At 62.6% G+C, this 22,164-nt stretch carries 18 protein-coding genes; 12 read left to right on the top strand and 6 right to left on the bottom strand.

What is annotated here, in order from left to right; translation table 11 throughout:
* Window positions 1–192: 192 nt before the first annotated feature.
* From bamA to lpxB, 6 genes are all read left to right on the top strand, one after another.
* Window positions 193–2,571, top strand: a complete 2,379-nt coding sequence (gene bamA / locus FJ941_RS11205) for an outer membrane protein assembly factor BamA (protein WP_140505468.1) — start codon at window positions 193–195, stop codon at window positions 2,569–2,571.
* 73 nt (window positions 2,572–2,644) lie between these two features.
* Complete coding sequence (gene lpxD, locus FJ941_RS11200; RefSeq protein WP_140505466.1) at window positions 2,645–3,700, top strand: UDP-3-O-(3-hydroxymyristoyl)glucosamine N-acyltransferase; 1,056 nt, start codon at window positions 2,645–2,647, stop codon at window positions 3,698–3,700.
* Window positions 3,693–4,160 carry a 3-hydroxyacyl-ACP dehydratase FabZ gene (gene fabZ, locus FJ941_RS11195; RefSeq protein WP_015317790.1) on the top strand — a complete coding sequence of 156 codons (468 nt, stop codon included), beginning with the start codon at window positions 3,693–3,695 and terminating at the stop codon, window positions 4,158–4,160. Before lpxD ends, fabZ begins: the two co-directional genes overlap by 8 nt.
* A gap of 13 nt (window positions 4,161–4,173) precedes the next feature.
* Window positions 4,174–5,007, top strand: a complete 834-nt coding sequence (gene lpxA, locus FJ941_RS11190) for an acyl-ACP--UDP-N-acetylglucosamine O-acyltransferase (protein WP_140505465.1) — start codon at window positions 4,174–4,176, stop codon at window positions 5,005–5,007.
* The gene (locus FJ941_RS11185) at window positions 4,979–5,893 is read left to right on the top strand and encodes an LpxI family protein (RefSeq protein ID WP_140505463.1); all 915 of its coding nucleotides are present in this window, start codon (window positions 4,979–4,981) and stop codon (window positions 5,891–5,893) included. Before lpxA ends, FJ941_RS11185 begins: the two co-directional genes overlap by 29 nt.
* Window positions 5,886–7,058: a lipid-A-disaccharide synthase gene (lpxB, locus tag FJ941_RS11180; RefSeq protein WP_140505461.1), complete on the top strand. Its 1,173-nt coding sequence runs from the start codon at window positions 5,886–5,888 to the stop codon at window positions 7,056–7,058. Before FJ941_RS11185 ends, lpxB begins: the two co-directional genes overlap by 8 nt.
* Before the next feature lie 34 nt (window positions 7,059–7,092).
* On the opposite strand, the gene gltA is transcribed toward lpxB, so the two are convergent.
* The gene (gltA, locus tag FJ941_RS11175) at window positions 7,093–8,415 is read right to left on the bottom strand and encodes a citrate synthase (RefSeq protein WP_140505460.1); all 1,323 of its coding nucleotides are present in this window, start codon (window positions 8,413–8,415) and stop codon (window positions 7,093–7,095) included.
* Between the two features lie 182 nt (window positions 8,416–8,597).
* On the bottom strand, window positions 8,598–10,022 hold the full coding sequence (gltX, locus tag FJ941_RS11170; RefSeq protein WP_140505458.1) for a glutamate--tRNA ligase: 1,425 nt from the start codon (window positions 10,020–10,022) through the stop codon (window positions 8,598–8,600).
* A gap of 103 nt (window positions 10,023–10,125) precedes the next feature.
* Here gltX and FJ941_RS11165 point away from each other — a divergent pair, with 103 nt between their 5' ends.
* The gene (locus FJ941_RS11165) at window positions 10,126–12,579 is read left to right on the top strand and encodes a ComEC/Rec2 family competence protein (protein ID WP_140505456.1); all 2,454 of its coding nucleotides are present in this window, start codon (window positions 10,126–10,128) and stop codon (window positions 12,577–12,579) included.
* On the opposite strand, the gene lexA is transcribed toward FJ941_RS11165, so the two are convergent.
* Together lexA and FJ941_RS11155 are read right to left on the bottom strand one after the other, a co-directional pair.
* Complete coding sequence (gene lexA / locus FJ941_RS11160; protein ID WP_140505455.1) at window positions 12,573–13,316, bottom strand: transcriptional repressor LexA; 744 nt, start codon at window positions 13,314–13,316, stop codon at window positions 12,573–12,575. The genes FJ941_RS11165 and lexA overlap by 7 nt on opposite strands.
* 407 nt (window positions 13,317–13,723) lie before the next feature.
* Window positions 13,724–14,497 (bottom strand): GntR family transcriptional regulator, encoded by a 774-nt coding sequence (locus FJ941_RS11155; RefSeq protein WP_140505453.1) that lies wholly within the window; start codon window positions 14,495–14,497, stop codon window positions 13,724–13,726.
* Window positions 14,498–14,646: 149 nt separating this feature from the next.
* Here FJ941_RS11155 and FJ941_RS11150 point away from each other — a divergent pair, with 149 nt between their 5' ends.
* From FJ941_RS11150 to kynU, 4 genes are read left to right on the top strand one after another with little or no spacing between them, the layout of a single operon-like run.
* Window positions 14,647–15,633: an ABC transporter substrate-binding protein gene (locus tag FJ941_RS11150; protein WP_140505451.1), complete on the top strand. Its 987-nt coding sequence runs from the start codon at window positions 14,647–14,649 to the stop codon at window positions 15,631–15,633.
* A 58-nt stretch (window positions 15,634–15,691) separates the two neighbouring features.
* Window positions 15,692–16,471: an ABC transporter ATP-binding protein gene (locus tag FJ941_RS11145; RefSeq protein WP_140505449.1), complete on the top strand. Its 780-nt coding sequence runs from the start codon at window positions 15,692–15,694 to the stop codon at window positions 16,469–16,471.
* A 5-nt stretch (window positions 16,472–16,476) separates the two neighbouring features.
* The gene (locus FJ941_RS11140; RefSeq protein WP_140505448.1) at window positions 16,477–17,400 is read left to right on the top strand and encodes an ABC transporter permease; all 924 of its coding nucleotides are present in this window, start codon (window positions 16,477–16,479) and stop codon (window positions 17,398–17,400) included.
* 34 nt (window positions 17,401–17,434) lie between these two features.
* Window positions 17,435–18,682, top strand: coding sequence for a kynureninase (gene kynU, locus FJ941_RS11135; protein ID WP_140505533.1), 1,248 nt, complete (start codon window positions 17,435–17,437; stop codon window positions 18,680–18,682).
* Between the two features lie 19 nt (window positions 18,683–18,701).
* On the opposite strand, the gene kynA is transcribed toward kynU, so the two are convergent.
* Together kynA and FJ941_RS11125 are read right to left on the bottom strand one after the other, a co-directional pair.
* A complete protein-coding gene (gene kynA, locus FJ941_RS11130) occupies window positions 18,702–19,538 on the bottom strand; it encodes a tryptophan 2,3-dioxygenase (RefSeq protein ID WP_140505446.1) in 837 nt (278 codons plus the stop codon).
* Entirely contained in the window at window positions 19,535–21,160 is a 1,626-nt protein-coding gene (locus FJ941_RS11125; protein ID WP_140505445.1) for an AMP-binding protein, read from the bottom strand. The genes kynA and FJ941_RS11125 overlap by 4 nt, the downstream gene beginning before the upstream one ends.
* A gap of 166 nt (window positions 21,161–21,326) precedes the next feature.
* On the opposite strand from FJ941_RS11125, the gene FJ941_RS11120 reads away from it, so the two are divergent.
* Complete coding sequence (locus FJ941_RS11120) at window positions 21,327–22,157, top strand: alpha/beta hydrolase (RefSeq protein ID WP_140505443.1); 831 nt, start codon at window positions 21,327–21,329, stop codon at window positions 22,155–22,157.
* Window positions 22,158–22,164: the final 7 nt, after the last annotated feature.

The raw sequence follows: 22,164 nt of genomic DNA, 5'->3' as shown, positions 1-22,164 counted from the left end.
ATGGTCGATGTTGAGACGCCGTTTACCATGCACGGGGATATGAGTGACGCGAAAGCCACGCAACAGGGTTAAGTAAATACAAATTAACCAGAAGCCTTGCGTGTAGGGAAAATCCGGTTAATACGGTAGGGGAAATGACCGCACGTCCGGTTTTCTCGCCGTGGGGACTACGAGAAAAGGTTATTAAGCCCGATGAAGGCAGCATCCAAGTTTCTAAACGCCGCGTCAGCGGCGGCACTGTCCGCCGCTCTGGTCGTACCCGGTGCGCTCGCAGTGCAGTTCGTTGCCACATCGGCGGCCGAAGCCGCTGTCGTAAGCAGGGTGGAGGTGAGCGGCAACCAGCGTGTCGACGCCGATACCATCCGCAACTATATCACCATCAAGCCCGGCAAGGCCTTCTCCAGCTCCGATGTCGATAGCGCGGTCAAGGCGCTGTTCGGCACCGGCCTGTTCTCGGATGTCCAGATCAACCAGGTCGGCTCGACCCTGGTCGTCAAGGTTTCGGAATACAAGGTCGTCAACCAGGTGCTGTTCCAGGGCAACAAGAAGCTCAAGGACAACGCGCTTCAGGCAGCGGTTCAGCTGAAGCCGCGCGGCACCTTCTCCCAGGCTGCGCTCGATTCGGACGTCGAGGCGGTCAAGGCCGCTTACAGGCGCATCGGCCGTGACGATGCCGGCGTGACCGCGCAGGTCATGGAGCTCGGCGACAACCGCGTGAATGTGGTGTTCCACGTCACCGAAGGCGATCGCACTCAGATCGCGGCAATCAATTTCGTCGGCAACAGCGCCTATTCCAGCCGCCGCCTGTCGGACGTGATCAATACCAAGCGCTCATCCTGGGTCTCGTTCATCCTGCGCGACGACGTCTATGATGAAGACAAGCTGCGCGCCGACCAGGAACTGCTGCGCCGCTTCTACTATAATCACGGCTATGCTGATTTCCAGGTCGTGTCCGCTGTCGGCGAGCTCGACAATGCGACCAACAAATACACGATCACCATCACCGTCCAGGAAGGCGAGCGCTATACTTTCGGCGACATCAGCGTCGAAAGCACGATCCCGGAAGTGGACTCCAAGTCGCTGGAATCGGTAGTGGAAACACACAAGGGCGATGTCTACAGCGCCAAGAATGTCGAAGACTCGATCATTGCCTTGACCGAGAAGGTGGCCGGTTCCGGCTATGCATTCGCGCAGGTGACGCCGCGTGGCGATCGCAACTTCGAGAACCATACGATTTCGGTGGTCTACACGGTCGACCAGGGCACCAAGGCCTATGTCGAGCGCATCGAGATCCGCGGCAACGATCGGACGCGTGACTATGTCATTCGCCGCGAATTCGACGTCAGCGAAGGCGACGCGTTCAACCAGGTGCTCATCCAGCGCGCGAAGAAGCGTCTGGAAGACCTCAATTATTTTGACAAAGTCGAAATCTCGACCGTGCCTGGCTCGGCCCCTGACCAGGTCGTGCTGGTGGTCGACGTGGTCGAGAAGTCGACAGGTGAATTCTCGGTTGGCGCCGGCTATTCGACCGGCGGCGATTCTGCTGGACCGTCCGTTGAGGGATCGATCACAGAGCGCAACTTCCTCGGCCGCGGCCAGTTTATCAAAGTGTCGGCGGGTGGCGGCAAGAACTCGCGCGACTACAGCCTGTCCTTTACGGAGCCGTATTTCCTCGGGCGGCGTATAGCCGCCGGCTTCGACATTTTCAAGTCGACGCGGGAATACAACAACAATTACGACAGCGACACCACCGGGGCGACGATCCGCTTCGGGTTGCCGATCACCAACAGCATCACGACCCAGTTGGCGTACAACATCTCGCAAGAGAAATATAAGGTCGACGACGGTTGCGATCCCACCGATGCGGTTCCGCAAGGCAACTGCAACATCTCCCAGGCCGTTCTGGATGGCATTGAGGAGAGCCCGTGGATCAAGTCCTCGGTCAGCCTTGGGCTGGTCTACAATACTATCGACGACATGAAGAACCCCCATGAGGGTATCTATGCCAACACGACCGTGGAGGTTGCTGGCCTCGGAGGCGATGCCAAGTTCGTGAAGATCACGGGACGCGGCAGCATCTATCAGACGCTGTCCGAGCAGCTTGACCTTGTCGGCCTCCTTTCGGGTGGCGCGGGTCACGTCGAGGGTTACGGCAGCGACGGCGATCTGCGCATCTTCGACCACTTCCAGAGCACCGATCGCATGATCCGCGGCTTTGCCTATGGTGGCATCGGCCCGGTCGCTACCGGTACCAGCGGCGATCATCTGGGCGGCACGACCTATTTCAACGCTTCGGCCGAGGCGCAATTCCCGCTCCCGGTTGTTCCCGAGAGCTTCGGCTTGCGTGGCGCGGTGTTCGCGGATGCGGCGACGCTCTACGGCAACAAGATTGCCGATCAGTCACTGGTCGATCAGGACTCGACCGGTTTGCAGATACGCGCCTCGGTCGGTGTCGGCCTGATGTGGGCCTCGCCGTTCGGGCCGATCCGTATCGACTATGCGATCCCGGTCAAGAAGGAAGCCAAAGACGACGTGCAGGAATTCAACTTCGGCATATCGACCCGCTTCTGATCGGCGGCCAACGATGCTCCCGGGTTTTGGATCCGGGAGAAATGTTCCGACCTAGCTGGATATAGCTTCTGGAATGACCGATCCGGTGTTCTTCGCGCCATCACGCCGGTATACGGCGGCCGAAGTCGCGAATCTGACTGGCTCGGTGCTTGTCGATTCCGGCCAATCCGACGTTTCGATCGAAGCGTTGGCGCCAGCCAATGAAGGCGGGGCCAACGCGCTCGTTTTCGTCGACGGCAGGCGCAATTCGTCGCTGATGCCGTCGCTGCGGGCGGCAGCGGTCCTGTGTCCGGCGGAATTCGCAAACAAGGCGCCGGCTACCGTCGCCGTCCTGATCCATCCGCGGCCGCAACAGGCATTCGCCCTGGTCGGTCGGCTGCTGTTCCCCACGGCCGCTACGCCGGGGCCGATGACCGGTGAAACCGGTGTTTCGCCCCATGCCCACGTCGATCCGACAGCGCATGTCGAAGCCGGCGCTGTCATCGAAGCCGGCGTGGTCATCGGGCCAGGCGTCTCGATCGGCAGCGGCACCGTCATTGCGCCAAACGCCGTCATCGGACAGTCCTGCCAGATTGGCCGTGACGGCTATGTCGGCCCGGGCGCCAGTATCCAGTACGCATTGATCGGCAATCGGGTCATCATCCATGGTGGCGCCAGGATTGGACAGGACGGTTTTGGCTTTGTCGGCGGCGCCAAGGGTCCCGAACGTGTTCCACAGATCGGACGGGTCATCATCCAGGACGATGTCGAGATCGGCTCCAATTCCACCGTCGATCGCGGCGCCATGTCCGATACGATCATCGGGCAAGGCACCAAGATCGACAATCTCGTGCAGATCGCCCATAACGTCCGCATCGGTCGCAATTGCATAGTAGCCGGGCTTTCGGGTATTTCCGGTTCCGTGGTGGTGGGGGACAATGTCACCATGGGCGGCGGCGTCGGGCTTGCGGATCATCTGACGATTGGTACAGGTGCCAAGCTTGCCGCCAGAAGTGGATTTATGAGCAATGTTCCCGCCGGCGAGATATGGGGTGGCTATCCGGCGCAGCCGATGGCGGAAGCCATGCGAGAGATAGCCATGTTGCGCACGATGGCCAGGGCACGCAAGCAGGGCAAGGACAATGGCTGACATGGTGGCGGCGACAACGCTGGAAGCGGTCGACATATTGGGGCTTATGAAGCTCCTGCCGCACCGTTACCCCTTCCTCATGATCGACCGCATCGTCGACATCGATGGCGACGACTCCGCCATCGGCATCAAGAACGTGACCATAAACGAGCCGCATTTTCAGGGTCATTTCCCGGAGCAGCCGGTGATGCCGGGTGTGCTGATCGTCGAGGCCATGGCGCAGACGGCGGGCGCCATTTGTATCCGCAGCCTCGGGGCGTCGAAGCCGTCGCTGGTCTATTTCCTGACCATCGACAACGCCAAATTCCGCAAACCGGTCGTTCCCGGCGACCAGTTGAAGATCCACGTCAAGAAAATCAAGAAGCGCGGCAATCTGCTCAAATTCGCCTGCGAAGCCCTGGTCGAAGGTACCAAGGCGGCCGAGGCCGAGATTTCAGCCATGATGGTCACCGGCGACTGACGATCGAGTGCCTATGAAAATCAACACGTCAATCCATCCTTCCTCCGTCGTGGAAGAAGGCGCCCAAATCGGCCACGGTGTGCGCATTGGGCCGTTCTGCCATGTCAGCGCCGATGCTGTGATCGGTGACGGTGTCGAACTGGTTAGCCATGTCTCGGTCATGGGCGCGACCACTGTCGGAGCGTCGACCAAGGTCTATCCGATGGCGATCCTGGGCGGACCGCCGCAGAACACCAAGCACAAGGGCGGCCGCACCACACTCGTCATCGGCGCCAACTGCACCATCCGCGAAGGCGTGACCATGCATGTCGGCACCGACACCAGCCGCGGCGAAACGACGGTGGGCGACAATGGCAATTTCCTCGCCTACGCCCATATCGCCCATGATTGCGCCGTCGGCAACAACGCCACCTTCGCCAATGGGGCGACATTGGGCGGCCACTGCGAGATCGGCAACAATGTCTATATCGGCGGCCTTAGCGCCGTTCATCAATTCGTGCGTGTAGGCGACAACGCCTTTCTTGGCGGATGCTCGGCTTTTGTTGGTGATGTCATTCCCTACGCCATCGCGGTCGGTAACCGCGCCAGCTTGCGCGGCTTGAACATCATCGGCCTCAAGCGCGCCGGTCTGCCGCGTTCCGAAATCTATTTGCTGCGCAAGGCCTACAAGACGATCTTCGACCGCTCCCGCACTGTCGGCGAGAACATCGAGTTCGCCAAGGCGGAGTTCGCCTCGTCGCCGACCGCAATGAAGATCATCGACTTCATCACCAGTCGCGGCAAGCGGCACTATGCGGTGCCATCGCTCAAGGGCGGCGATGGCGACGATTCCGATGACGAAGGCTGAGACAGCCGCGGCTGGTGTTGATCTCCCGCCTGGTGCCAGGGTCGGCATCATCGCCGGCGGCGGCAGCCTTCCGGTCGAAGTCGCTGCCGGTTTGGCCGAACAGGGTCATGCGCCCTTCATCGTGCTCATGGACGGTGAGGCTGACCGCTTGGCGGAGTTGTGCCGGTACGAGCATGATACTCTTGCCCTGGAGGCGATAGGATCGCTCGTTCCGCTGCTCAAGCGCAACCGGATTACCCATCTGGTACTTGCCGGCGAGATAAAGCGCAGGCCAAGGCTGGCACATCTGCGACCAAGCCTTAGCCTGCTCGCCGTGGTGCCCCTTGTTGTCATGGCGTTGGCGCGTGGCGATGACGGGCTGCTCAAGGTGGTGGCGCGCGGGCTCGAGGCCAGGGGGATTAAGGTCGTGGGTGCCCACGAGATCGTGCCGAACCTTGTCGCCGCCGAAGGGGTGTTGACCAGGGCTAAGCCTCTGAAATCGGACTGGCGCGACATTGAGGCGGGTTTTGCGGCGGCAAAGGCCATTGGGGCGTTGGATATCGGCCAGGCGGCGATCGCGGTCGGCGGCCGGACCATTGCGCTTGAAGGCATCGAGGGCACGGCCGGATTGCTGGACCGCGCCAGGCTGCTGCGCGGCCACGGCCGTATCGCCGGCAAGACGCGCGGCGTTCTGGTCAAATGCGCCAAGCCTGGCCAGGAGTTGCGGGCGGATCTTCCTTCCATGGGACCACAGACGGTAGAAGCAGCGCATGGGGCCGGCCTTGCCGGCATTGCCGTCGAAGCGGGACGCTCCCTGATCCTCGAAGGCCCCGCAACTCTCTCGCGTGCCAATGAGCTTGGGCTGTTCATCGTCGGCCTTGCCGCAGCGGAGTCCGGACATGGCTGACAGGGCGCTGAAGATCGCGATCGTCGCGGGCGAGGAGTCAGGCGACCTCCTTGGCGCCGACATCGTCCGGTCGCTCCGCCAGATGACAGGGCGCGAGGTGCAGCTCGTTGGACTCGGCGGCCGCCACCTGCAGGCGCTTGGGCTGGTTTCGCCGTTCGACGCCGGCGAGGTCGCGCTGATGGGGTTCAGCGCCGTCTTGCGTGACCTGCCGCGCCTGATCCGGCGGATCGGCCAGCTGGCGGGTATGGTTGCGGACGCCAAGCCCGATTGCCTCGTCACCATCGACAGTCCCGATTTTTCGCTGCGCGTCGCCAAAAAAGTGCGCGCGGCCAACCCGTCGATCCCGATCGTCCACTATGTCTGCCCGAGCGTCTGGGCATGGCGGCCGGGCAGGGCGGTGGCAATGAAGCCCTATGTCGACCACATTCTGTGCATCCTGCCGTTTGAGGTGAAGGAGCTCGATCGGCTGGGTGGTCCGCCCGGCACCTATGTCGGGCACCGTCTGACCCACGACGCGGGTGTGCTCTCGGCGGCAAAGGCTCAAGGCCAGCCGCGTGATCTATCACCAGACCGCGTGAAGACGCTGCTCGTCCTGCCCGGCTCGCGGCGCGGCGAGGTGCGGCGGCTGCTCGAGCCGTTCGGCGAGACCGTGTCGATGTTGCGGGCCCGCGGGCATCGGCTCCGGCTGATGCTGCCGACGGTGCCACATGTCGCGGATACCGTGCGGTCCGCGGTCACGCGCTGGGACGAGAAACCCGAGATTATCCTTGAGTCCGAGCGCAAATGGCAGGCCTTCGGCAAGGCCGACGCCGCGTTGATCGCGTCCGGCACGGTGTCCCTGGAACTGGCGTTGTCCGGGGTGCCGATGATCTCTTGCTATCGGCTCGACCCGGTTGCACGCGTCGTCGCGCCGTATCTCGTTTCCGTCTGGTCGGCGCTGCTTCCCAACCTGATCTCGGATCGCGCGTTGATCCCGGAATTCTATAACGAGTACGTCAAACCGAACAATCTTGCGCGCCAGCTGGAAGCGCTGTTGGCCGACAGTGGTATGCGCGCCTGGCAGAAAGACGGGTTTGCCGAGATTTCAGGGCGCATGGCAACGGACAAGCCGTCCGGTGAGATCGCCGCGGGCGTGGTCCTGCGTCATATGAAAAAGGCGCCCTGACGGACGCCTTTTTCGGTCATCAGCCCGGCACCGCTCAGCGCTTGGCGATCGGCACGTAGTCGCGCTCCGGCGCGCCGGTGTAGAGCTGGCGCGGGCGGCCGATCTTCTGGCGCGGATCCTCGATCATTTCCTTCCACTGCGCGATCCAGCCGACCGTGCGGGCGACCGCGAACAGCACGGTGAACATGGTGGTGGGGAAGCCCAGCGCCTTCAGCGTAATGCCGGAGTAGAAGTCGACGTTCGGGTAGAGCTTCTTCTCGATGAAATAGGGATCGGTCAGCGCGATCTTTTCCAGTTCCATCGCGATGTCGAGCAGCGGATCGTCCTTGATGCCGAGTTCGCCTAAAACCTCATGCGCCGTCTTCTGCATGATCTTGGCACGCGGATCGTAGTTCTTGTAGACGCGATGGCCAAAGCCCATCAGCCGGAACGGATCGTTCTTGTCCTTGGCGCGGGCGATGAATTCCGGGATGTGATCGACATGGCCGATCTCGCCCAGCATGTTGAGCGCCGCTTCATTGGCGCCGCCATGGGCCGGGCCCCACAGGCAAGCGATGCCGGCGGCAATGCAGGCGAAGGGGTTGGCGCCCGAAGAGCCGGCGAGACGAACGGTCGAGGTTGAAGCGTTCTGCTCATGATCGGCGTGCAGGATGAAGATGCGCTCCATGGCGCGCGCCAGCACCGGATTGATCTTGTATTCCTCGCACGGCACGGCAAAGCACATGTGCAGGAAGTTGGCGGCGAAATTCAGCTCGTTCTTCGGATAAATAAAGGGCTGGCCGATGTGGTACTTGTAGGCCATGGCCGCGATAGTCGGCATTTTGGCGATCAGGCGCATGGACGCAACCATGCGCTGGTATGGGTCGGAGATGTCGGTCGAGTCGTGATAGAAGGCCGACAGCGCGCCAACCACGCCGCACATCACCGCCATCGGGTGCGCGTCGCGGCGGAAGCCGGTGAAGAAGCGCGACATCTGCTCGTGCACCATGGTGTGGCGCGTCACGCGATAATCGAAATCGTCCTTCTGCGCCTTGGTCGGCAGTTCGCCGTAGAGCAGGAGGTAACAGACCTCGAGGAAGTCGCCGTGTTCGGCCAACTGGTCGATCGGGTAGCCCCGATGCAGGAGAATGCCGGCATCACCATCGATGAAGGTGATCTCCGACTCGCAGCTTGCCGTAGAGGTGAAGCCGGGGTCATAGGTGAAGGCGCCCGTGGTGCTGTAGAGCGAGGCAATGTCGATGACGTCGGGTCCGACCGAGCCGCTTCGCACCTTGAATTCGTGAGTCTTGCCGGCGAATTGCAGCGTTGCAGTGGCCTCCTGGCCGCCCACATCCAGTTTTGTCGCAGCTTCGGTCATTGCAAACTCCTTCTTGTTTCCTCATGCCGGCAAAGGCAAATTCCGCAGAGCGACACGTCGAAATCACCGCAATGCGCGTATTCGCCACCGCATTTTAGGAGGTGCGTGCCAGATTGGGCCAAGCCTAATGTTGCACTGCGAAACGCGCCTTTCAATGCCAATCTTCTTGGGCCAGTTTGCTCCTAATCGATTTGATCCGATATGCGCGCCAGGCTTTCCTCACGCCCCAGCACGGCCAGCACATCGAAAACGCCTGGTGACGTGCTCTTGCCGGTCAAGGCAGCCCGCAGCGGCTGGGCCACGGCGCCGAGCTTATGGCCGCCAGCCAGCGCATAGTCGCGGATCGCGGCCTCGGCCGTGGCGGCTGTCCAGTCGCCGGACAGCGCGTTCAAAGCTTCGTGAGCGCCGCGCAGGATCTTGCGGGCATCGTCATTGAGCAGGAGTGCCGCCTTGTCGTCGATCGGCAGCGGCCGCGCGGCAAACAGGAAGCCGGCGCCGTCGACGAGCTCGACCAGCGTCTTGGCGCGCTCCTTCAGGCCCGGAAGTGCTGCCAGCAACTGCGCCTTGTTCTTCTCGTCGAGGCGCGCCGCCATTGCCGGGCCACCCTCCAGATAGGGCAAGGTGGCGATGAAAATGTCGAACAATTCGGTGTCGGCCATGCGGCGCATATGGACGCCGTTCAGCGCCTCGAGCTTGGCGAAGTCGAAGCGCGCTGCGCCCTTGTTGACGTCGCCGATATCGAACCAGGAGATCATGTCCTTGATCGACATGATCTCGTCGTCGCCATGGCTCCAGCCCAGGCGCGCCAGGTAATTCAGCAGCGCCTCGGGCAGATAGCCCATGGCGCGGTAGGCCTCGACGCCCAGCGCGCCATGGCGTTTCGACAGCTTGGCGCCGTCGGCGCCATGGATCAGCGGGATGTGCGACATCGACGGCACGTCCCAGCCCATGGCGTTGTAGATCACGGTCTGGCGGGCGGCGTTGGTCAGGTGATCGTCGCCACGGATGATATGGGTGATGCCCATGTCGTGGTCATCGACGACGACGGCATGCATATAGGTCGGGTTGCCGTCCGAACGCAGGATGATGAAATCGTCGAGATCCTTGTTGGGAAAGCGCACCTCGCCCTGGACCCGGTCCTGCACCACCGTCTCGCCCTCGGTCGGTGCCTTGATGCGGATGGCACCCTTGACGCCGGCGGGTGCCTCCGACGGGGCGCGGTCACGCCAGTGGCCGTTGTAGCGTGGTGGCAGGCCCTTGGCGCGTGCTGCCTCGCGCATCGCCTCGAGCTCGGCTGAAGTCTCGTAGCTGTAATAGGCCTTGCCCAGGCGCACCAGCTCCTCGGCCACCTCCCGGTGGCGCGGCGCGCGCTCGAATTGGGAGACCGCGTCACCGTCCCATGACAGGCCGAGCCAGGTCAGGCCGTCCAGAATGGCCGATGTGGCTGCATCGGTCGAACGCTCGCGATCGGTGTCCTCGATGCGCAGCAGCATCGTGCCGCCGGTGTGCTTGGCATAGAGCCAGTTGAACAGCGCCGTGCGCGCGCCGCCGATATGCAGATAGCCGGTCGGCGAGGGAGCAAAACGGGTGATGACCTTGTCGGGCATGGAACTCTCGGAAAACGTCTGAAGCTGAGTGCGGAGTGCGCGGACTTTCGCGCGTCGCGCGTTCATGTAGCATAGGGTGTCGAGGGCGCAAGGGGCAGACCCGATGACTGGACGAGGCCGGGGCTCGGATCGGGGCGAGGGCGCCATTGTCGGCGTCAGCGAGCGATCCCTGTTTGCGACGCCTCCTGCGATCCCGCTGCCATCGCCGCTCGTGGCTGCGCCCGCAACCCAGCCGCTGCAGGCGGATAGCCCAGCGCCAACTCCATCTCCTGCCGCACGCAGAATTGTGCGCGTGCGCCGGCAAATCGGCCCGATATCCTTTCCTCGCCTGCGTCACGGCGTGGCCAAGGCGGCGGAGCTGGAACTCGACCGGGGCATCGCCTTCCTGCTGGTGCCGGTCTGCCTGGCCGTTGGGGCGATCTGCTACTTTTCGCTGGCGTCCGAGCCCGATTTTGCAAAGCCTGTCGCGGTCGTGGTTCTGGCGGCGGTATGTGCATTCGTCTCGCGCTCCTGGCCGAAAACCCATCTGTGTTTCATGGCACTGCTGTTGTGTGTGCTTGGCCTGCTTGCGGCGAAGGTCGAAACATGGCGAGCCGGAACCCGGATGCTGGGCTCGGAAATCTCGACGCAACTGACCGGCCGCGTGATCTCGCTCGAGGAGATGGAGAGCGGCCGCATCCGGCTGACCATGGACGTGATTTCGACCGCCCGGCCGAAACTGCGCTACGCGCCTGAAAGGGTCCGGCTTTCGGCACGCAAGATACCGCCCGAAATGACCGCCGGCTCGCTTGTCACAGGCTATGCCAAACTGCTGCCGCCGACCGGCCCGGTGCGGCCGGACAGCTACGACTTCTCCTTCGACAGCTATTTCGCCGGCATCGGCGGCAGCGGCTTCTTTCTCGGCAATCCAACGGTCATCTCCGCCGAAGCCGGTGAGATGCCGCTGCCGGCACGCGTGTTTTCAGGCATCGAAAATGCCCGCGAAGCCATCGCCGACCACATCAGGGGCAGCATTGGCGGCGCCGAAGGCGAGATCGCGGCGGCGCTGATCGTCGGCGTGCGGGCCGGCATTCCCGATGAAATCAACGAAGCGATGCGGCGCACCGGCATCTATCACATCATCTCGATTTCAGGTCTGCATATGGCGCTGGTGGCCGGCACCATCATGGGTCTGCTGCGCGGCGCCTTCGCACTGTTTCCAGGGTTTTCCGCGCGCCGGCCGGTGAAGAAATACGCCGCCGCCGCCGCACTGTTTTCGATCGCCGCCTATCTCGTCATTTCGGGCGTCGTCGTCGCGGCCGAACGCAGCTTCATCATGCTGGCGGTGATGCTGATCGCCGTCTTGTTCGATCGCACGGCGCTGACCATGCGCAATCTGGCGATTTCGGCGATCGCCGTTATCCTGGTTTCGCCGCACGAGGTCGTCGGCCCGAGTTTCCAGATGTCGTTCGCGGCAACCGCAGCCTTGGTTGGCGCCTATGCCGGCTGGGCCGACCACCATGCGGGAAAGACGAGGCCTCCGCCGCCAAAGCGATCCCTACCCGGGTTTCTGACGCGAAAATTCCTCTTGGCGACAGGTGGATTGGCCATGACGTCCATCATCGCCGGCAGCGCGACGGCACTGTTTGCCATCTGGCATTTCCAGCGGGTGTCGCCGCTCAGCCTGTTCGCCAATCTGGCCCTCATGCCGATCGTGTCGATCGTGATGTTCCTGGCCGTCGCCAGCGCGTTGCTGATGCCGTTCGGGTTGGATTGGCCGGCTCTCTACCTCATGGGCAAGGGCCTGACAGCGATGATCGCCATATCGGCGTGGATATCGGAGCGCTCTCCGGTCGATGGAGTCGGGCTGATTTCGCAGCAATCCGTGCTGCTGGTCACCGTCGCGTTGGTCATCGCGACGATGGCGACGACGTGGCTCCGGCTCACGGCGGTGCCATTCGCGCTTGCCGGTCTGTTGACTGTATCGCACACGCGCGCGCCCGATGTGCTGATCTCGGAAGATGCGCGGCTGGTGGCTCTGTCGATCGGCAATGGCGAACTGGCCGTCAACCGGGAACGTCCGAACGAATTCGCAGCCGACAATTGGAAACGCGCTCTGATCTCCGAAACAATCGTCCTACCGGAAATGTTCGAGAAGACGGACGGGCAATTCGATCTTGCCACTCCCACCGACCTGCCGCTGGGATCGCCGTTCTATTGCCGCGAAGGCCTGTGCCTTGCCAGGCACCCTTCCGGCGCGATCATCGCCTATGTCGAGGATCGCAAGGACACCTGGAAGGCCTGCGCCTTCGCCGACCTGATCGTCGTCAATGACGCGACCGCCTATGACGCCTGTCATAATCCGCTGGTTCTCGTCGTCACCAAACGCCAGCTCGCCCGCAAGGGGAGTGCCGCCGTTTTCTTCGATCCCCAATCGGCCACGACGCCGGCTGAGGTCGAATTCGCCGTCGACGGACCATACCGGCCTTGGCACGAGCAGCGAAAATTCTCACGCGAGGCGAGGGGGCTGGCCCCCTATAAAAAGGCCGACAAGCCCGATGGCAAGCCAGTTCAGTAGCGCCTGATCAGCCCGACGAGCTTGCCCTGCACCTTGACCCGATCCGGTCCGAAGATGCGTGTTTCGTAGGCTGGATTGGCGGCTTCGAGCGCGATCGAGGCGCCCTTGCGGCGGAACCGCTTCAGCGTTGCTTCCTCCTCGTCGACCAGCGCCACGATGATTTCGCCCGGACTTGCTGTATCGGCATTGCGGATGATGACCGTGTCGCCGTCGAAGATACCGGCCTCGATCATCGAGTCGCCCTTGACTTCCAGCGCATAGTGCTCGCCGCCCATGATCATGTCCGGCGGCACCGAAATCGAATGCGTCTGATGCTGGATGGCATCGATCGGCACACCGGCGGCGATACGACCCATGACCGGGATGGACACAGCTGAAACCGCGTCATCGTCGTTGCCGGCCGCGGCCAGGCGGGAAGGCGCCGTCGCCGGCCTGATCTGGCGGCCGAGACTGCCTTGGCCAAGGCTGCCCTGGATGACACTTGGCGAGAACTTCTTTGCCGCATTGAGGCCCGGCGCGATCGAGTCCGGCAGCCGCAGCACTTCCAGCGCGCGCGCCCGATTGGGTAGCCGGCGAATAAAGCCACGTTCCTCCAGCGCCGTGATCAGGCGATGGATGCCCGATTTGGAGGCAAGATCGAGCGCTTCCTTCATTTCGTCGAAGGAGGGCGGTATCCCGCTTTCCTTGAGCCGTTCGTGGATGAACATCAGCAGTTCATGTTGCTTGCGTGTCAGCATGGCGGCCCCCAAGGCATTGAACGAAAGGTCTGACCAGAATCGAAAAAACAAACCCAGAACAAACACTATCCGTTCCAGTTGTGTTCCGCAACCGTTTAAAGTTTAATGAATTTGTTAACGCGTCTGAAGTTTTTTGCCGCGACAGCGGACTGAGGCCGATCCTTTCCACGATCGGCAGGCATTGAAATCGTTTTGGTTAATGGCCTGTGGCCTATCCACTGATGGGCCTTGGCATCAGTCTTTCGGGGGGCTCTTCGCGGGTGGATTGTACAATTTATGGATCCATTATTCGTGGAACGAAACGAAACCAAAACGCCAACGATTGGTAGCTTAGGGGCGGCGATGGATCCAGGCGTTTGGCCCACTCCGGCCAGCGCATGCCAATAGGCGTCGCGCAAGCATTGAAGTCACCCGGAACCCGCTTGCAAGCTGCCGGCGCGGGCGGCGTATTTGGTCGCGCCGCTGTCTTCGCTATGGACATAGACGTGCAGGGTATAGCCGATATGCGCCGTCATCAGCGCCTTGGCCCGCTCGACGTCACGATCGAGTGCAGCTTCCATGATCGCTGTATGGTGTTCGATCGCAATCGCTTCGCACAATGCCTCCATTGCCTCTTCATAACCGTCCTTCAGACCAGCCGCGGCCCGCAATGTCGGCGCCAGGCCGAGAAAACGATGATGCCGTCGCAGCTGATCGGCGATGGTCGAGCGGAATCGCATGAGCCAATTGGAAGTCGCCGCGCTTAGCAGCGCCGCATGGAAAGCTTCGTGGTTCTCGTCCCATTTATCGACAGCCGCATCCGAAGGATCGTCGACCGCGGTCTTGCAACGGGAGAGCCGGTAGTGGGCGGTGACAACGGCATCCTCCCACTCCTTGCCGCCTTTTTCCATCGATTCGAGGAACAGGGGTATCTCGACCACCATCCTGGCGCGTGCCAGGTCCTCCAGTTCGGCCCGCGATACCGGAGCGACCGTAAAACCACGATTGCTGATGGCGGTGACAAGGCGTTCGGCCTCTAGCCGCGACAAGGCTTCGCGCAACGGCGTCCAGCCGACGCCATAGGTGCCGCGCAGGGCACTCAGTTTGAGCGGGGCGCCCGGCATGAGGCGCGTGGTCAGGATGTCGCGCCGCAACAGCTGATAGGCGGCTTCCGTTTTTGTAGAACTCGTTTCATCGCGCATCGTGATCAATCCGTCGTCTGGCGAAAGTATATATGATATTGGGTCATAGCAACAATTATATATAATGTTTGACACCGACCGGCGGACCGACCATGATCGCCGTGGTAGCCGCGTTTCCAAGCGGCCCTGATCAAATCTGGGAGGAAATGATGTTGAAATCGAAATCCGCTTGGTTGTCGGGCTTGGCCCTGGCAGGCGCATTGATGATTAGCGCCGGCAGTGCCGCGGCCGATCAGATCCGTATCGGCATTGCCAATTTCGGCGAGCATCCGCAATTGAACGCCGCCATAGCCGGCTTCAAGAAGGCGTTGACGGATAATGGCTTCGTCGAGGGCAAGGACGTCGTCTACACGGAGAGCCACACCAATTTCGATGCATCGCTGGTGCCGCAGATGATCGCCAAGCTGCAGGCCGAGCAGCCCAAGCTGATCTACACCATCACCACGCCGGTCTCGCAGATCGCCAAGAAAGCGCTTGCCGGTTCCGGCATTCCGATCGTTTTTGCCGCGGTCACCGATCCGGTGGCGGCCAAGCTGGTGCCGTCATGGGACGCCGGAGACGAAGGCATGACCGGCGCCAGCGATCTGCAGGACGTCGCTGCCGTGATGGCCTTCACCAAGAAGCTGCTGCCGACCGCCAAGCGCTTCGGCGTGCCTTATAATCCCGGTGAGGCCAATGACGTTGCCTTGGTCGAAAAGATCAAGGCGGCGGCACCGGCCGCCGGCTTCGAGGTGGTGGAGGTCGGCATCGACAACGTCAATGACATCCAGCAACGCATCGCTTCGCTCGCCGGCAAGGCCGACGTGATCTACGGCCCGGCGTCGAACCTGATCCAGCCGGCGATCGCCGCTGTCTCCGCGGCCGCCCGCCAGGCCGGTATCCCGGTCGTCAACTCCGATGACAGTGCGGTCCGCAACGGCACCGTGCCTGCAAGCTTCGCGGTCAATTACACGCAGGTCGGCGTCAACGCCGGCAACATCGCCGCCGAGATCCTCAAGGGCAAGGACCCCAAGACGATCGCGCCGTCGCGCCCGGCCTACAAGGACCACATGGCAACGATCTCGCGCAAGGCGATGGCCGCGTTCGGCATCGAGATACCGGCTTCAATGGCCGATTGCGGCTGCATCGTCGACTAACATCGGAACTGCTGGGATGACGGCGTCGGCGCCGTCATCCCGAGGTCAGGGAGGAACGATGCTCGAGATTCGATCCGCACGCAAAGTGTTCTACAAGGGCCAGGCCGACGAGAAGGTCGCGCTGGACGGTCTCAGCCTGTCGCTGTCCACAGGCGAGTTCGGCATCGTCATCGGCTCCAACGGGGCCGGCAAGAGCAGCATGCTTAATGCCATTTCCGGCGCTCTGATCCTCGATTCCGGCCAGATTCTGATCAATGGCGCCGATGTGACTGGTATGCCGGTGCACAAGCGCGCCTCGAGACTGGCTCGCGTATTCCAGGATCCGATGCGCGGCACCGCCGCCAGCATGACGGTTGCGGAAAACATGCTGCTGGCCGATTTGCGCAGCCAAAAGCGCACCTTGCGCCCGGGGCTGAACACCACCCGGCTTGCGTCCTACAGGGAACGCCTGTCGATCCTGGGTCTCGGTCTGGAAAATCGTCTCGACACGCGCGTCGACCTGCTCTCGGGCGGGCAGCGGCAATCCTTGTCGCTGATCATGGCGGTCGGCGGATCGCCTGACTTGCTGCTGCTCGACGAACATACCGCGGCACTTGATCCGCGCACGGCCGAGATTGTCATGCAGGCGACGGTGCGCGCCGTCAGCGCGCTGAAGCTGACGACTATGATGGTGACCCACAACATGCAGCACGCCGTCGACTACGGCAGCCGCGTGATCATGCTCGACGCGGGCCGCGTCCTTCTGGAAGTTAGCGGCGAGGAGAAGGCGAGGGTCACGGTTATCGATCTGATCGGCCATTTCTCCGTCAAAACCGACCGCATGTTGCTGGCGAGCTGATCACCATGGGTTTTGTTCAGGACATTCTCGCCAGCTTCGTCGCAATCATGCCGGTCACCCTGGCGCAGAGCCTGATCCTGGCCTTGGTCGTGCTCGGGATCATGATCCCGTTTCGCATGCTGAATTTTCCCGATCTCACCAGCGAAGGCGCTTTTCCGCTGGGCGGCTGCGTCTGCGGCGTTCTCCTTGCCGCCGGCGCATCGCCGCTGATGGGCATCGCGGCCGCTCTTGTCGCCGGCTTCGCGGCGGGCTGCTGCACCGCCTTCATCCATCTGCGCTTCCGCATCCACACGCTGCTTGCGGGCATCCTGATGATGACGATGCTCTACAGCATCAATCTTCGCATCATGGGCAAGTCCAACCTGTCCGTCTTCGGTTCGCCCTCGGTGTTCGATTGGGTGCCGTTCGCGCGGGCGGGTTTCCCCGCCAGCAAGATCGTCGTCGCTGGCCTTCTCGCGCTTATTGCCTTCAAGCTGCTCTACATGTTCTTCAGGACCGAGAAGGGCACGGCCGTGCGGGCCGTGGGCGCCAATCCTGACATGGCCGAGGCGCAAGGCATCAATGTCTGGGCCGCGACCATAGGCGGTGTCGGGCTGGCGAGCGCGTTTTCGGCGTCAAGCGGCGCGCTGATGGTGCAGTCGCAGGGATTCGCCGACGTCAATATGGGGCTGGGCATCCTCATCAACGGACTTGCCGCGCTGATGATCGGCGAGGCCGTCGTCGGCAAGCAGACGGTCTGGCGGCAGCTGCTGGCGCCTTTCGCCGGCGCGATCATCTACTACCAGCTGGTGTCGTTCTGCCTTGCCGCCGGCATGCCGCCGCCCGACCTGAAGCTTGCCACGGGCCTGTTCGTGCTGGCCATGCTGGCCTTGCCCAGTCTCAAGCGCAGCCGCGGGCCGGCGCCAGCACGCGAAGCTATCCGTGAATAACCAGGGCGTGAATAATCAGGGAATGTCACAAATGATGCGTGCAACGCTCGATCTCGCAGCCGTCGAAGCCATGGACGCGGCGGACCCGCTGCGCGCCATGCGCGACCGCTTCATCTTGCCGGAAGGCGTCATCTACCTCGACGGCAATTCGCTCGGGGCCGCGGCGCCGGCCGTCTTTGACGAATTGCAGAAGGCAGCGACGCAGGAGTGGGCGCAGGACCTGATCCGTGCCTGGAACACAGCCGGCTGGTTCGACATGCCGGTCGCGCTTGGCGACCAGCTGGGACGCCTGATCGGTGCGGCGGCCGGCCAGACGGTGGTCTGCGATACGACGTCGATCAACATCTACAAAGTGCTGCATGCCGCACTCGGCATGCGGCCGGACCGCTCGGTCATCGTCGCCGAGGGCGACAGCTTTCCGACCGATCTCTACATGGCCGAAGGCGTGGCCTCGACGCGGCCCGGCACCGTGTTGCGGCTCGAGGGCGTCGACGCGCCGACCATTGAGGAACTGATCGACGAGCGTGTCGCGGTCATCCTGGTCAACCATGTCAATTACAAATCCGGCCAGCTGCGCGACATGGCGGCACTGACATGCAAGGCCCATCAGGTCGGTGCGCTGATCGTCTGGGACCTCTGCCATACGGCCGGCGCTTTACCGGTCGAGCTCGACAGCGCCAACGCCGATTTCGCCATCGGCTGCACGTATAAATACCTTAATGGCGGCCCGGGGTCGCCAGCCTTCATCTACGCCGCCGAGCGTCATCACGACAAAGTCCGGCAGCCGCTCAGCGGTTGGTGGGGCCATGCGCGACCCTTTGCCTTCGAACAGGGTTACGCGGCCGGCAGCGGCATCCGCCGGTTCCTGTGCGGCACGCAGCCTGTCTTGTCGATGCGGGCGCTGAAGGGGGCACTGGACCTTTGGGACGATGTCGATATGGCGGTGGTGCGCAAGAAGAGCATCGCGCTCACCGATCTGTTCATCCAGCTCGTCGAGACCAGATGCGGCGTCTACGGCCTGGAGCTGGAAAGCCCGCGCGACGGCAATGCGCGTGGAAGCCAGGTTTCATTCCTCCACCCCAATGGCTATCAGGTGATGCGGGCACTGATCGAGCGCGGCGTGATCGGCGATTTCCGTGCGCCGTCGACGATCCGCTTCGGCTTCACGCCGCTCTATGTCGGTTACACCGACGTATGGCAGGCGGTCGACGTACTGGAAGATATCCTGCGCACCGGCGCCTGGAAGGATGCGCGCTTCGCGGTCAAGACGACGGTGACCTGAACAATCGTCAAACAAGGGTTCAGAGCCGGGTACGGACGTTCCAGAGTTCGGGAAACAGGACGACCTCGAGCATCTTCTTGAGATAGGAGGCGCCCGATGTGCCGCCGGTGCCACGCTTCAGGCCGATGATACGTTCCACTGTGGTGACGTGGTTGAAGCGCCAGCGGCGGAAGTAGTCCTCGAAGTCGACCAGCTTCTCGGCCAATTCATAGAACATCCAGTAGCGCTGCGGATCGCGGTACACCGTCTGCCAGGCGACCAGGACTTCTTCGTTTTCCGTCCGCGTCTCGCGCCACTCCGTGCGCTTTGCGTCCGCCCCAATGTCGAAGCCGTTGCGCGCCAGAAGCAGCAGCGCTTCATCGTAGAGCGACGGCTCGGCTAGGATCGCCTCCAGCTTGGCGTTGAGGTCCGGCCGGTGCTTGTGCGGCCCGAGCATGGCGAGGTTACGGTTGCCGGCCATGAACTCGATGGCGCGATACTGCCAGGATTGGAAACCCGAGGACTGGCCGAGCGAGTCGCGGAACTCGGTGTATTCGCTGGGCGTCATCGTGCGCAGCACGTCCCAGGCATTGTTCAACTGCTCGAAAATACGGGCGACGCGCGACAGCATCTTGAAGCTCGGCTCGAGCCGATCGGCACGGATCGAACGGATCGCTGCACCGATCTCATGCAAGGCGAGCTTCATCCATAATTCCGATGTCTGGTGCTGGATGATGAACAGCATTTCGTCATGCGCCGATGACAGCGGCGCCTGCGCATCGAGCACTTTCTGCAGTTGCAGATAGTCGCTGTAGGACATGCGTTCCTTGAACGACATCTCAGCGCCTTCGGACGCCGGATCGTAGGGCTCGCTCAATTGATTTTCTCCGTGCGCAGCCGGAAGCGCTGTATCTTGCCGGTCTGGGTCTTGGGCAGGGCGGCGATGAATTTGACCGATCGCGGGTATTTATAGGGCGCGATGGTTGCCTTGACGTGGTCCTGCAGGCGCTTGACGGTCATCGCGTCTGGCGAGACACCTTGCACCAGAACGACATGCGCCTCGACGATCTGGCCGCGCTCGCCATCGTCGGCCCCGATGACAGCGCATTCGGCGACATCGGGATGCGACAGCAGCGCCGCCTCGACCTCGGGTCCGGCGATATTGTAGCCGGCGCTGACGATCATGTCGTCCGAACGCGCGGCGAAGTGGAAGAAGCCGTCCTCATCCTGCGTGAAGGTGTCGCCGGTGAGGTTCCAGCCGTCGCGCACATAGTCCTTCTGCCTGTCATCGGCCATGTAGCGGCAGCCGGTTGGCCCGCGCACCGCCAGCCGTCCGGTCTCGCCACGCGGCACCTCGTGCATGTCGCCGTCGACGATGCGGGCCTCATAGCCGCCGACCGGCTTGCCGGTCGAAGCCGGTTTCCTGTCGTCAAAGCGGTTGGAGATGAAGATGTGCAGCATTTCGGTGGCGCCGATGCCGTCGAGGATCGGCTTGCCGGTCTTTCGTGTCCACTCTTCGAAGACCGGCGCCGGCAAGGTCTCGCCGGCGGAAACGGCAACACGCAGCGATGACAGATCGGCGCCTTCGTCCATGGCCTTCAGCATGGCCCGGTAGGCGGTCGGCGCGGTGAAGGAAATGGTCGCTTTGTAGGTCTCGATGATGTGGATCATGTTGGGCGGCGTCGCCTGTTCCAGCAGTGTCGCCGCCGCGCCGAAGCGCAGGGGGAATATGGCGAGCCCGCCAAGGCCAAAGGTGAAGGCGAGCGGCGGCGAGCCGACGAAGATGTCGTCCGGCGTCACCTGCAGGACTTCACGGGCGTAGGCATCCGCGATGATCAGGAGATCGCGGTGGAAATGCATCGTCGCCTTCGGCACGCCTGTCGTGCCCGAAGTGAAGCCGAGCAGGGCGACGTCATCGCGGCCGGTGCTGACGGCGGTGAAGGTGACCGGCTTGTCGAGGGCGGCGCGGTCGAGCTCGGCGTCATGGTTGGCGGTGCCGTCGAAGCCGATCACCTGCTTCAGGAACGCACTGTCCTTGGCGCAGGCGGTCATCTCGTCCATCAGCCTGGTGTCGCAGAGCGCAGTCGTTATTTCCGCCTTGTCGACGATCTTGGTGAGTTCACCGGCGCGCAGCATCGGCATGGTGTTTACGACGACGGCGCCGACCTTGGTGGCGGCCAGCCAGCAGGCGACCATTGCCGGGTTATTGGCGGAGCGGATCAGCACCCGGTTGCCCGGCTTGACGCCATAATTCTCGACCAGCGCATGGGCGAGCCGGTTCGTCCAGTCGGACAGTTCCTTGTAGGTGCGGCGGCGGCCGTTGCCGATCAGCGCGGTGTGGTCGCCGAGACCCTTCTCGACCAGCCTGTCGGTCAGTTCGACACCGGCGTTGAGGTGTTCTGGATAGTCAAAGCCGCCGAGCAGGAAGTCAGGCCATTGGTCGGGCGGCGGCAAATGATCGCGCGTGAACGTGTCGGTATGCGCTGAAGGCCCAAGCATCTTGCGGCTGCCCCTGTCTGCCTCACGTCCATGGTGGAACAGAGCGCAGGATCGCACCAGTCGAAATTTGTTTCAAGCCTAAAATGTTTTTCGCTCGAGCATTGACGCATGACGTGGCGGCGGCCATTGCTAGTGTTGAAACGATGCCGCTTCGGGGAGGGTGCCGATGCTCGACCGTCGCATTGCCGACTGGGACAATGCCTACGCCAACGGCGCCAATATCGCCGGCAGCGACCGTTGGCCGGCCGCCTGGGCGGAACCCGCGCAAGCATTCCGAGACGTGATGTCGGCGCAGGGCCGGGCACGGCTCGACATCGCCTATGGCGACGGGCCGCGCAATCGGTTCGACCTTTTCTTTCCCGATGTCGCGCCCAGGGGACTCGTGGTGTTCATCCATGGCGGCTATTGGATGGAGACCGACAAGAGCTTGTGGTCGCACCTCGCCGGTGGCGGGGTCGGCAGCGGCTTTGCCGTGGCGATGCCGTCCTATACGCAATGCCCCGATATACGCATCGCCGGCATTGTCAGCGAAATCGGGGCGGCGATCGGCAAGGCGGCGGCCATGGTCGGGGGACCACTGATGCTGACCGGACATTCGGCCGGCGGACATCTCGCCAGCCGCATGGTGACGACATCGACGCCTTTGGCGGCCGATGTCTCGCGGCGTATACGCCATGTCGTTTCGATTTCAGGCTTGCATGATTTGCGTCCGCTGATGCGCACGGACATGAACACGGTGCTGAAAATCGACGAGAATGAGGCGCTGACGGAAAGCCCGGCACTGCTGCGGCCCATGGATGGTGTCCGCATCACCTGCTGGGCTGGCGGTGGGGAGCGTTCCGAGTTCCTGCGCCAGAATGCATTGCTGGCCAATATCTGGACCGGGCTTGGCGCCATCACCAGTGCCGTGGTCGAGCCCGATCGGCATCATTACGACGTCGTCGATGGCCTTGCCGATCCGGCCCATGCGTTGACGCGGACCTTGATCTCGGAATAGCCGAGAT

The organism is Mesorhizobium sp. B2-3-13, from assembly GCF_006442195.1.
In the GTDB taxonomy this organism is placed as follows: Bacteria; Pseudomonadota; Alphaproteobacteria; order Rhizobiales; family Rhizobiaceae; genus Mesorhizobium; species Mesorhizobium salmacidum.
This window is presented reverse-complemented; position numbering and strand designations above follow the sequence as displayed.

What these genes read in the sequence shown, in the direction of transcription:
- bamA (WP_140505468.1), top strand. Translation starts at nt 193, where the DNA reads ATGAAGGCAGCATCCAAGTTTCTAAACGCCGCGTCAGCGGCGGCACTG.
- lpxD (WP_140505466.1), top strand. Translation starts at nt 2,645, where the DNA reads ATGACCGATCCGGTGTTCTTCGCGCCATCACGCCGGTATACGGCGGCC.
- fabZ (WP_015317790.1), top strand. Translation starts at nt 3,693, where the DNA reads ATGGCTGACATGGTGGCGGCGACAACGCTGGAAGCGGTCGACATATTG.
- lpxA (WP_140505465.1), top strand. Translation starts at nt 4,174, where the DNA reads ATGAAAATCAACACGTCAATCCATCCTTCCTCCGTCGTGGAAGAAGGC.
- FJ941_RS11185 (WP_140505463.1), top strand. Translation starts at nt 4,979, where the DNA reads ATGGCGACGATTCCGATGACGAAGGCTGAGACAGCCGCGGCTGGTGTT.
- lpxB (WP_140505461.1), top strand. Translation starts at nt 5,886, where the DNA reads ATGGCTGACAGGGCGCTGAAGATCGCGATCGTCGCGGGCGAGGAGTCA.
- gltA (WP_140505460.1), bottom strand. Translation starts at nt 8,415, where the DNA reads ATGACCGAAGCTGCGACAAAACTGGATGTGGGCGGCCAGGAGGCCACT.
- gltX (WP_140505458.1), bottom strand. Translation starts at nt 10,022, where the DNA reads ATGCCCGACAAGGTCATCACCCGTTTTGCTCCCTCGCCGACCGGCTAT.
- FJ941_RS11165 (WP_140505456.1), top strand. Translation starts at nt 10,126, where the DNA reads ATGACTGGACGAGGCCGGGGCTCGGATCGGGGCGAGGGCGCCATTGTC.
- lexA (WP_140505455.1), bottom strand. Translation starts at nt 13,316, where the DNA reads ATGCTGACACGCAAGCAACATGAACTGCTGATGTTCATCCACGAACGG.
- FJ941_RS11155 (WP_140505453.1), bottom strand. Translation starts at nt 14,497, where the DNA reads ATGCGCGATGAAACGAGTTCTACAAAAACGGAAGCCGCCTATCAGCTG.
- FJ941_RS11150 (WP_140505451.1), top strand. Translation starts at nt 14,647, where the DNA reads ATGTTGAAATCGAAATCCGCTTGGTTGTCGGGCTTGGCCCTGGCAGGC.
- FJ941_RS11145 (WP_140505449.1), top strand. Translation starts at nt 15,692, where the DNA reads ATGCTCGAGATTCGATCCGCACGCAAAGTGTTCTACAAGGGCCAGGCC.
- FJ941_RS11140 (WP_140505448.1), top strand. Translation starts at nt 16,477, where the DNA reads ATGGGTTTTGTTCAGGACATTCTCGCCAGCTTCGTCGCAATCATGCCG.
- kynU (WP_140505533.1), top strand. Translation starts at nt 17,435, where the DNA reads ATGCGTGCAACGCTCGATCTCGCAGCCGTCGAAGCCATGGACGCGGCG.
- FJ941_RS11125 (WP_140505445.1), bottom strand. Translation starts at nt 21,160, where the DNA reads ATGCTTGGGCCTTCAGCGCATACCGACACGTTCACGCGCGATCATTTG.
- FJ941_RS11120 (WP_140505443.1), top strand. Translation starts at nt 21,327, where the DNA reads ATGCTCGACCGTCGCATTGCCGACTGGGACAATGCCTACGCCAACGGC.